Origin of the sequence: Pseudomonas rossensis, from assembly GCF_039888995.1 — a bacterium.
GTDB lineage: Bacteria > Pseudomonadota > Gammaproteobacteria > Pseudomonadales > Pseudomonadaceae > Aquipseudomonas > Aquipseudomonas rossensis.
In genome coordinates this window covers 1-10,310 of record NZ_JBBWCB010000166.1, presented here as the reverse complement: position 1 = coordinate 10,310, position 10,310 = coordinate 1, and the positions used below count along the sequence as shown (strand labels likewise).

The window sequence follows — 10,310 nt, the reverse complement described above, 5'->3', positions numbered from 1 at the left end:
GACCGACCCCAGTTCCAGACCGATCACGCCAGCGCCGATAACGCCCAGACGCTTAGGTACCGATTGGAATTCCAGCGCGCCAGTCGAATCGACGATCACGTTCTGGTCAACCGGAGCTGGTGGAATGTCGATCGGACGCGAGCCCGAAGCCAGAATCACGTTCTCGGCTTCGATGATTTCGACGGTGCCGTCTGGCTTGGTCAGCTCGACTTTCTTGCCGGCCAGCAGTTTGCCGTGGCCTTGCAGGGAAGTAACGCCGTTCGCCTTGAACAGGGTCGCAACGCCAGAGGTCAAGCCTTTGACGATGTTGGCTTTACGGCCAACCATTGCCGCCACGTCCATGGTCACGCCAGCGTGATTGATACCGTGGATCGCGAAGCCTTCTTTGGCTTCCTTGTATTTCCAGGAGCTGTCCAGCAGCGCCTTGGATGGAATGCAGCCGACGTTCAGGCAAGTACCGCCGAGGGCCAGTTTGCCTTCCTTGTCGGTGTATTTCTCGATGCAGGCAGTGGAGAGGCCCAGTTGCGCTGCTTTAATGGCAGCCACGTAGCCGCCAGGGCCCGCGCCAATCACTACCACGTCGAATTTCTGAGTCATGTGTCATTCCTTCTCGAATCAAACCGGACAGCCCCTTTTAGGGACTGTCGTGGGACGAAGCTGGTCATTACAGTTAGGCCGTCCATCACTGGACGGCCCGTGCAACGAAATCAGATATCCAGCAGCAAACGAGCCGGGTCTTCCAGCAGGTTCTTGATGGTAACCAGGAAGGTCACAGCTTCTTTGCCATCGATCAGACGGTGATCGTAGGACAGCGCCAGGTACATCATCGGACGGATAACAACCTGACCGTTGATCGCCATAGGACGCTGCAGAATGTTGTGCATGCCCAGGATGGCCGCTTGCGGCGGGTTGACGATCGGGGTCGACATCATCGAACCGAAAGTACCACCGTTGGTGATGGTGAACGTACCGCCGGTCATCTCGTCCATCGACAGCTTGCCGTCACGAGCCTTCTTGCCGAAGGTGGCGATGCCGCCTTCGATTTCAGCCAGGCTCATCAGTTCGGCGTTACGCAGCACCGGCACAACCAGACCGCGGTCGCTGGAAACAGCAACACCGACGTCAGCGTAGCCGTGATAAACGATGTCAGCACCGTCGATCGACGCGTTGACAGCCGGGAAGCGTTTCAGCGCTTCGGTGGCAGCCTTGACGAAGAACGACATGAAGCCCAGGCGCACGCCATTGTGGGACTTCTCGAACAGGTCCTTGTACTTCGAACGCAGGGCCATGACTTCGGTCATGTCGACTTCGTTGAAAGTGGTCAGCATCGCCATGTTCGATTGAGCTTCAACCAGACGCTTGGCGACGGTGGCCCGCACGCGGGTCATCGGTACGCGCTTCTCGATGCGATCGCCGGCAGCGAACACTGGAGCAGCAGCAGCGGCAGGAGCAGCAGCCTTGGCAGGCGCGGCAGCCGGAGCGGCTTTCTTGGCAGCTACAGCGGCAACAACGTCTTCCTTGGTCACACGACCGCCTTTGCCAGTGCCGGCAACGGAAGCGATGTTGATACCGTTTTCTTCAGCCAGCTTGCGAGCAGCCGGTGCAGCAACAGGATCGTCTTCGCCTTCAGCGGCTGGAGCAGCAGCTTGTGCAGCGACCGGAGCAGCGGCAGCAGCTGGAGCGGCAGCAGCGCCGCCCGCTTCGATGGAGCCCAGGACTTCGTCGGACAGAACGGTGTCGCCTTCGTTCTTGACGATAGCGCCCAGCACGCCATCAGCGGTGGCCAACACTTCCAATACGACTTTGTCAGTTTCGATGTCGACGATCAGGTCATCGCGCTTGACGGCGTCGCCCGGCTTTTTGTGCCAGGTGGCAACGGTGCCATCGGCAACCGATTCCGGGAAAGTGGGGGCTTTGATTTCGATAGCCATTATCTGTGGGTCCTTAAATTCGGTTTCAGGTGCGCGAAGGCGTTAAACAGTAAAGGCGTCTTGCAGCAGTTTTTCCTGCTGCTCAGCGTGCATCGATGCATAACCACAAGCAGGTGCAGCAGAAGCATCACGACCGGCGTACTCGAGAAAGAGTGCTTTGTTGTGATTGCCAACGATGCGGCGCATGTGGTGCTGGCTGCAGTACCAGGCACCCTGGTTCATCGGCTCTTCCTGACACCAAACGATATGTTTGAGGTTGGTGTACGGAGCCAGGACTTCGTTCAAGTCGTCCTCAGGGAATGGGTACAGCTGCTCGATACGCACGATGGCGATGTCATCACGACCTTCGGCACGGCGTTTTTCCAGCAGGTCGTAGTAGACCTTGCCGCTACACAGAACAACGCGCTCGACCTTTTTCGGGTCCAGGGTATCGATTTCCGGGATAACGGTCTGGAACGAACCTTCGGCCAGATCTTCCAGGGTCGAGATGGCCAGTTTGTGACGCAACAGCGACTTCGGAGTCAGAACGATCAACGGCTTGCGCAGCGGGCGAATCACCTGACGACGCAGCAAGTGGTAGATCTGAGCCGGTGTAGTCGGGACGGCAACCTGAATGTTGTGCTCGGCGCACAGCTGCAGGTAACGCTCCAGACGAGCCGAAGAGTGCTCCGGACCCTGACCTTCATAACCGTGCGGCAGCAGCATGGTCAGACCGCAGAGACGGCCCCACTTGTGCTCGCCACTGGTGATGAACTGGTCGATAACCACTTGGGCACCGTTGGCGAAGTCGCCGAACTGGGCTTCCCAGATCACCAGCGCCTCAGGCGTGGTGGTCGAGTAACCGTATTCGAACGCCAGCACGGCTTCTTCGGACAGGAACGAATCGTACAGGTCGAAACGTGGCTGGCCCTTGTACAGGTTTTGCAGCGGGACGTAGGTACCCGCGTCTTTCTGGTTGTGCAAGACAGCGTGACGGTGCGAGAACGTACCGCGACCGATGTCCTGACCCGTCATGCGAATCGGGTGACCTTCGAACGCCAGGGTCGCGTACGCCATGGTTTCGGCGTAACCCCAGTTGATCGGCAGGCCGCCGGCTTGCATTTTCTGACGGTCTTCGTAGATTTTCGAGACCTGGCGCTGAACCACGAAGCCTTCCGGAATTTCCAGCAGCTTGGCGGACAGTTCCTGCAAGGTTTTCAGATCGAAGCGAGTGTCGTGACGCGCGGTCCAGGCGTGGCCCAGATACGGACGCCAGTCCACGAACAACTCTTTGTTCGGCTCTTTGACCAGGCTTTTTACAACATGCAGACCGTTGTCCAGCGCATTGCGGTATTCGTCGACTTTCGCCTGAACACGCTCTGCGTCCAGCACACCGCCCTGAGTCAGACGATCGGCATACAGCTCACGGGTGGTGCGCTGTTTGGTGATCTGCTGATACATGATTGGCTGGGTGCCGCTTGGCTCGTCGGCCTCGTTGTGGCCACGACGACGGTAGCAGACCAGGTCGATCACCACGTCACGCTTGAACTGCATGCGGTAGTCGATGGCCAGCTGGGTCACGAACAACACGGCTTCCGGATCATCACCATTCACATGGAGGATCGGCGCCTGGATCATCTTCGCAACGTCGGTCGCGTACTCGGTGGAGCGCGAGTCCAGCGGGTTGCTGATGGTGAAACCGACCTGGTTGTTGATCACGATGTGCACGGTGCCGCCGGTCTTGAAACCGCGGGTCTGCGACATCTGGAAGGTTTCCATGACCACGCCTTGACCGGCGAATGCCGCGTCACCGTGGATGGAGATCGGCAGAACCTTCTCGCCGGTAGGGTCGTTACGACGATCCTGACGGGCGCGAACCGAACCCTCGACCACTGGAGATACGATTTCCAGGTGGGACGGGTTGAAGGCCATGGCCAGGTGAACTTCACCGCCGGTGGTCATGACGTTGGACGAGAAGCCTTGGTGATATTTAACGTCACCGGAACCCAGCTCGACCTTCTTCTTGCCTTCGAACTCGTCGAACAGCTCGCGCGGGTTCTTGCCGAAGGTGTTGACCAGCACGTTCAGACGACCACGGTGGGCCATGCCGATGACGATTTCCTTGGTGCCGTAGGAACCGGAACGCTGGATCAGCTCGTCGAGCATCGGAATCAGGCTCTCGCCGCCTTCCAGACCGAAACGCTTGGTACCAGGGTATTTGGTACCCAGGTATTTTTCCAGACCTTCGCCGGCGGTGACGCGCTCGAGCAAGTGGCTCTTGATGTCGGCGGAGTACGTCGGACGGCCGCGCACGCTTTCCAGACGCTGCTGGAACCACTGGCGCTGCTCGGAATCGGTGATATGCGTAAATTCAGCGCCGATGGTGCGGCAATATGTCTGCTGCAACGCTTCGTGAATTTCGCGTAGGCTCGCCTCCTCTTTGCCGATGAACAGGTCGCCGGCACGGAAGGTCGTATCAAGATCGGCATTGGTCAAGCCGTAATGATTGATCGACAGGTCTGCAGGTGCAGGACGCTGCCACAGCCCCAGCGGGTCAAGCTGGGCTGCCTGGTGGCCACGCATACGGTAGGCCTGGATCAATCGCAGCACTTCAACTTGCTTCTTCTCGTGCTCACTGCTCACGCTGCCGGCGGAAACCGGTTGGGCGCGGCGCTGGTTCTTTGCCAGCAAGACGAAATGATCGCGAATTGTGGAGTGCGAAACATCGGTGGCAGTGTTGCCGTCAGCAGGCAACTTCTGGAAGTAGGTGCGCCACTCTTCTGGCACAGCGTTAGGGTCGTGCAGGTAGAGCTCATAGAGCTCTTCCACATAGGCAGCGTTACTACCGGATAGGTAGGCGCTGTTCCACATGCGCTGCATCACGCTTTCTTGCATGCTTGGTCACCCTCGGTTAGGGGAACACCACCGGCGTCGACACCGAGCACGCTTGCAGAAGTCCGAATGCAGCGACTAAAACAAGCCACTTAGGATCACGCTGATAGTCCGGGTACCAGCCCGGATGCCCCTGCTTGTCTCATTTCTTCAAAATAAGAGCCGCAGCCTTATAAGCTGCTGCTCAGGTTAAGACTACGGCGCCGGTTGAAGCCTGCGCCGCAGCATCTACGGGTACAGCGGTACTACATTTATAACAGCCAGGTTACAGCAGCTGTCACACGCCGCTTTGCAGCAGCATGTTACGTACGTGACCGATGGCCTTAGTCGGGTTCAGGCCTTTCGGGCAGACGTTGACGCAGTTCATGATTCCGCGGCAGCGGAATACGCTGAACGGGTCATCCAGCGAAGCCAGACGCTCGGCAGTCTTGGTGTCGCGGCTGTCTGCCAGGAAGCGATACGCTTGCAGCAGAGCAGCTGGACCCAGGAACTTGTCCGGGTTCCACCAGAAGGACGGGCAAGAGGTCGAGCAGCAAGCGCACAGGATGCACTCGTACAGACCGTCGAGCTTTTCACGCTCTTCAGGGGTCTGCAGACGTTCGATGGCCGGAGCCGGCGTGTCGTTCTGCAGGTATGGCTTAACCTTCTCGTATTGCTTGTAGAAGATGCTCATATCGACGACCAGGTCACGGATAACCGGCAAACCTGGCAGAGGACGAACGATCAGCTTGTTGCCTTTTACGACAGCGGACAGCGGCGTGACGCACGCCAGAGCGTTTTTGCCGTTGATGTTCATGCCGTCGGAACCGCAAACACCTTCACGGCAAGAGCGACGATAGGAGAAACCTTCGTCCTGCTCTTTGATCAGGGCCAGCACGTCCAGCACCATGAGGTCTTTACCACCGGTATCGACCGAAAATTCCTGCATGAACGGCGCAGCGTCCTGATCAGGGTTGTAGCGATAAACACTGACTTGCAACATGGCGGCCACCCTTAATAAGTCCGAATCTTAGGTTCAAAAGTCGGAACAGTCTTCGGCGAGAAGTTCACGGCACGCTTGGTTACGCGCTTGTCACCCGGGAAGTACAGGGTGTGGCACAGCCAGTTTTCGTCGTCGCGATCTTCGTAGTCTTCACGGGCGTGAGCGCCGCGGGACTCTTTGCGGATCTCTGCGGCGATGGCGGTAGCCTCGGCCACTTCCAGCAGGTTCTGCAATTCAAGAGCTTCGATACGAGCGGTGTTGAACGCCTGGCTCTTGTCGTTGATCTTGACGTTGGCGATACGGCCACGCAGATCAGCCAGCTGGGCAATACCCTTCTGCATGTATTCGCCGGTACGGAATACACCAAAGTAGTTCTGCATGCAGCTTTGCAGCTCTTTACGCAAGGTGGCGACGTCTTCGCCCTCGGTACGCGAGTTCAGGCCATCGAGACGCGCCAGGGCAGCGTCGATGTCGGACTGGCGAGCGCGAGTGTAATCGACGCCTTCTTTCAGGGTCTGTTCCAGGAACAGGCCGGCAGCACGACCGAATACCACCAGGTCGAGCAACGAATTACCGCCCAGACGGTTGGCACCGTGAACCGATACGCAGGCCACTTCGCCTACCGCGAACAGACCCGGGATGATCTGGTCAACGCCGTCGGCGTCCTGAGTGATCGCCTGACCGTGAATGTTGGTCGGCACGCCGCCCATCATATAGTGGCAGGTTGGAACGACCGGAATCGGCGACACGGCTGGATCGACGTGGGCGAAGGTCTTGGACAGCTCCATGATGCCTGGCAGACGGCTGTGCAGAACTTCTTCACCGAGGTGATCGAGTTTCAGCATTACGTGGTCGCCATCCGGACCGCAACCGTTGCCGGCGATGATTTCTTTAACCATCGAGCGAGCAACAACGTCACGACCAGCCAGGTCTTTGGCGTTCGGAGCATAACGCTCCATGAAACGCTCGCCGTGCTTGTTGATCAGGTAACCGCCTTCACCGCGGCAGCCTTCAGTCACCAGTACACCGGCGCCGGCGATGCCGGTCGGGTGGAACTGCCACATTTCAATGTCTTGTACCGGCACGCCAGCACGCAGAGCCATGCCGACGCCGTCACCGGTGTTGATCAGGGCATTGGTGGTGGACGAGTAGATACGACCTGCACCGCCAGTCGCCAGTACAGTGGCGTTAGCGCGAACGTAGGAGGTTTCGCCGGTTTCGATGCAGATGACGATCATGCCGACAAAGGCACCATCTTCGTTCTTCACCAGGTCGACGCCGTAGTATTCGTTGAGGAATACGGTGCCGGCCTTGAGGTTGGCCTGGTACAGGGTGTGCAGCAGTGCGTGACCGGTACGGTCGGCAGCGGCGCAAGTACGGGCAGCCTGGCCACCTTTACCGAAGTCTTTCGACTGACCGCCGAACGGACGCTGATAGATACGGCCTTGTTCGGTACGGGAGAACGGCAAGCCCATGTGCTCGAGCTCGAAAACCGCTTCCGGGCCTACGGAACACATGTATTCGATAGCGTCCTGGTCACCGATATAGTCGGAACCCTTGACGGTATCGTACATGTGCCAGCGCCAGTCATCGTTCGGATCTGCCGAAGCGATGGCGCAAGTGATACCACCCTGGGCAGAAACAGTGTGCGAGCGAGTCGGGAAAACCTTGGTAACTACGGCAGTCTTGTGACCACCCTGTGCCAGTTGCAGAGCAGCGCGCATGCCAGCACCGCCGCCGCCAATAATGATGGCGTCGAACGAAAGCGTATTAACTGTAGTAGACATGAATCAGATACCCCAAAGAATCTGCACACCCCAGACGAAGTACGCGAACATCGCGACGCCGCATACCGCCTGGAAGAGGAAACGTATTGCAGTCGCGGACTTGCCGAACGCCATTGGCGTCAGGTAGTCGGTCGCGATGGTCCACATGCCGACCCAGGCGTGAGCGCCGAGGGCAACGAGGGCCAGGAGACTGAAAATACGCATCCAGTTGCTTGCGAACAGTTCATGCCATTGGGCGTAGCCGATGCCAGGGTTGGCGACGACGTATCCGATCAGGAAGATGAAATAAGCCGCGAGAACGACCGCAGACACACGCTGCGCCATCCAGTCATAGAGGCCCGAACGCGACAGGTTCGTGACGTTAGTTACCATATCCAAACTCCTGCCAGAACGATTACCACCACGGAAACGGCGATAACGATTTTCGAGCCCAGTTTGCCGCCCTCAAGCGACTCGCCGATGCCCATGTCCATCATCAAGTGGCGCACACCGGCAACCAAGTGATACAGCAAGGCGGACAGGATGCCCCATGTCACTAGCTTGGCTAGCGGACTGGTCAGACACGCTTTCACCTGACCGAAGCCTTCTTCCGAGCCGAGCGACTTGTCCAATGCATAAAGCATGATGGCCAGGCTGACAAAGAGGATGATTCCGGAGATTCGGTGAAGAATGGACGTGTAAGCAGTGACTGGGAGTTTGATGGTCCTTAGGTCTAGGTTTACAGGTCGTTGGCTATTCACGGCTTTTTTTCACACTGAAGAGCCCCTAACAATCAGGGCAAAGTTGTTGGGGAGTGCACTGGTCAGGTACCCACCACCCAGGGAGTGCGACCCCCAATAAAGCAGGCCCAAAAGCCCCTGGCGGTCGGAGGCCGAGTATAGACAGTTAGGCTACTAATGACAACGCAATCGCCTTCCCCTAATAGCTCATTGCACAAGTCGTATAAAAGGCGTAACTGGCAGTCAATTTCGAGGAAAAAGTCCGGTTAAAGCCTTCTGGAGCAAGACTTTAGGCAAATTGACATTCGAATTTATCTCACTATAGTGGTGCGGGCCCTGCGTGGGGGGTCTGTCTGATGATTTCAAGCATAAATAGGAGGCCACATGGCTGACAAAAAAGCGCAGTTGATCATCGAGGGCGCAGCCCCCGTCGAGCTGCCCATTTTAACCGGCACCGTTGGTCCCGATGTAATCGATGTTCGGGGCCTGACGGCCACGGGCCGTTTCACCTTTGACCCTGGTTTCATGTCGACAGCTTCCTGCGAGTCGAAGATCACCTATATCGACGGCGACAACGGCATTCTGCTGCACCGCGGCTACCCGATCGAACAGCTGGCTGAAAAGTCGGACTACCTGGAAACCTGCTATCTGCTGCTCAACGGCGAATTGCCGACCGCAGAACAGAAGGCCCAGTTCGTCAGCACCGTGAAGAACCACACCATGGTTCACGAGCAGCTGAAGACCTTCTTCAACGGCTTCCGTCGCGACGCCCACCCAATGGCCGTCATGTGCGGCGTAGTCGGCGCCCTCTCGGCCTTCTACCACGACTCCCTGGACATCAATAACCCGCAGCATCGCGAAATCTCCGCGATCCGTCTGGTTGCCAAGATGCCGACCCTGGCAGCGATGGTTTACAAGTACTCGATGGGGCAACCCATGATGTACCCGCGCAACGACCTGACGTACGCGGAAAACTTCCTGCACATGATGTTCAACACCCCGTGCGAGATCAAACCGATCAGCCCGGTACTCGCCAACGCCATGGACAAGATCTTCATCCTCCATGCCGACCACGAGCAGAACGCATCGACGTCCACCGTACGCCTGGCCGGCTCTTCGGGTGCCAACCCGTTCGCCTGTATCGCCGCCGGCATCGCTGCACTATGGGGCCCTGCCCACGGCGGCGCGAACGAAGCTGTTCTGACCATGCTCGATGAAATTGGCGATGTGTCGAACATCGACAAGTACATCGCCAAGGCCAAGGACAAGAACGATCCGTTCAAACTGATGGGCTTCGGTCACCGGGTTTACAAAAACCGCGACCCACGCGCAACAGTCATGAAGCAGACCTGCGACGAAGTGCTGAAGGAACTGGGCATCACCAACGATCCGCAACTCGAACTGGCCATGCGCCTGGAAGAGATCGCCCTGACCGACCCGTATTTCATCGAACGCTCGCTGTACCCGAACGTCGACTTCTACTCGGGGATCATCCTCAAGGCGATCGGCATTCCAACCAGCATGTTCACCGTGATCTTCGCTTTGGCGCGGACCGTCGGCTGGATCTCCCACTGGAAAGAAATGCTCTCCAGCCCGTACAAGATTGGCCGTCCGCGCCAGTTGTACACCGGCTATGAGTCGCGTGACATCACCAAGCTGGAAGACCGCAAGTAAGACCTGTCTTGCGATAACGTCTTGATCTGTACCGGAAACGGCCTCTATTTATGTAGAGGCCGTTTTTGTTTGTGCGGGTTCAGCGGCCGGAGGGCCGACTGGGTCTTTGGTCGTGTACATATCCGTTGTTTCGGTAACGACCACTTAGGGTTCCGCTCTTACAGCGGGTCACTTTGAAAAGCCCAAAGTAACCAAAGGCTTTTGCCCCTTTCGTTCGGTGCCTCGCCTAGGCTCGGCATGCCCTCGCTCCGGTCCTGCTCCGTGGGCCCGCCGCCATCGGCCATCCATGGCCGGGGGCGGCTAACCCGGCATCCATGCCGGGTTGCCCACTGCGCAGAACCTCCAC

Annotated in this window: 8 protein-coding genes; 1 reads left to right on the top strand and 7 read right to left on the bottom strand. The window is 57.9% G+C overall.

Annotated features, from left to right (window positions below):
- The 7 genes from WLY71_RS27010 to sdhC all read right to left on the bottom strand — a co-directional run.
- A partial coding sequence (locus WLY71_RS27010; RefSeq protein ID WP_347805984.1) for an FAD-dependent oxidoreductase occupies window positions 1-597 on the bottom strand: 597 nt, incomplete at its 3' end.
- Window positions 598-707: 110 nt separating this feature from the next.
- Entirely contained in the window at window positions 708-1,931 is a 1,224-nt protein-coding gene (gene odhB / locus WLY71_RS27005) for a 2-oxoglutarate dehydrogenase complex dihydrolipoyllysine-residue succinyltransferase (RefSeq protein ID WP_347805983.1), read from the bottom strand.
- 42 nt (window positions 1,932-1,973) lie between these two features.
- Window positions 1,974-4,805 (bottom strand): 2-oxoglutarate dehydrogenase E1 component, encoded by a 2,832-nt coding sequence (locus WLY71_RS27000; RefSeq protein WP_347805982.1) that lies wholly within the window; start codon window positions 4,803-4,805, stop codon window positions 1,974-1,976.
- 274 nt (window positions 4,806-5,079) lie between these two features.
- A complete protein-coding gene (locus tag WLY71_RS26995; protein WP_046048041.1) occupies window positions 5,080-5,784 on the bottom strand; it encodes a succinate dehydrogenase iron-sulfur subunit in 705 nt (234 codons plus the stop codon).
- A gap of 11 nt (window positions 5,785-5,795) precedes the next feature.
- Window positions 5,796-7,571 (bottom strand): succinate dehydrogenase flavoprotein subunit, encoded by a 1,776-nt coding sequence (sdhA, locus tag WLY71_RS26990; RefSeq protein ID WP_046048042.1) that lies wholly within the window; start codon window positions 7,569-7,571, stop codon window positions 5,796-5,798.
- A 3-nt stretch (window positions 7,572-7,574) separates the two neighbouring features.
- On the bottom strand, window positions 7,575-7,943 hold the full coding sequence (gene sdhD, locus WLY71_RS26985) for a succinate dehydrogenase, hydrophobic membrane anchor protein (protein ID WP_007945134.1): 369 nt from the start codon (window positions 7,941-7,943) through the stop codon (window positions 7,575-7,577).
- Window positions 7,937-8,311 carry a succinate dehydrogenase, cytochrome b556 subunit gene (gene sdhC, locus WLY71_RS26980; RefSeq protein ID WP_046053263.1) on the bottom strand — a complete coding sequence of 125 codons (375 nt, stop codon included), beginning with the start codon at window positions 8,309-8,311 and terminating at the stop codon, window positions 7,937-7,939. Before sdhC ends, sdhD begins: the two co-directional genes overlap by 7 nt.
- Before the next feature lie 363 nt (window positions 8,312-8,674).
- Between sdhC and gltA the strand changes: the two genes are divergently transcribed.
- Window positions 8,675-9,964 (top strand): citrate synthase, encoded by a 1,290-nt coding sequence (gene gltA, locus WLY71_RS26975; RefSeq protein ID WP_008148584.1) that lies wholly within the window; start codon window positions 8,675-8,677, stop codon window positions 9,962-9,964.
- Window positions 9,965-10,310: the final 346 nt, after the last annotated feature.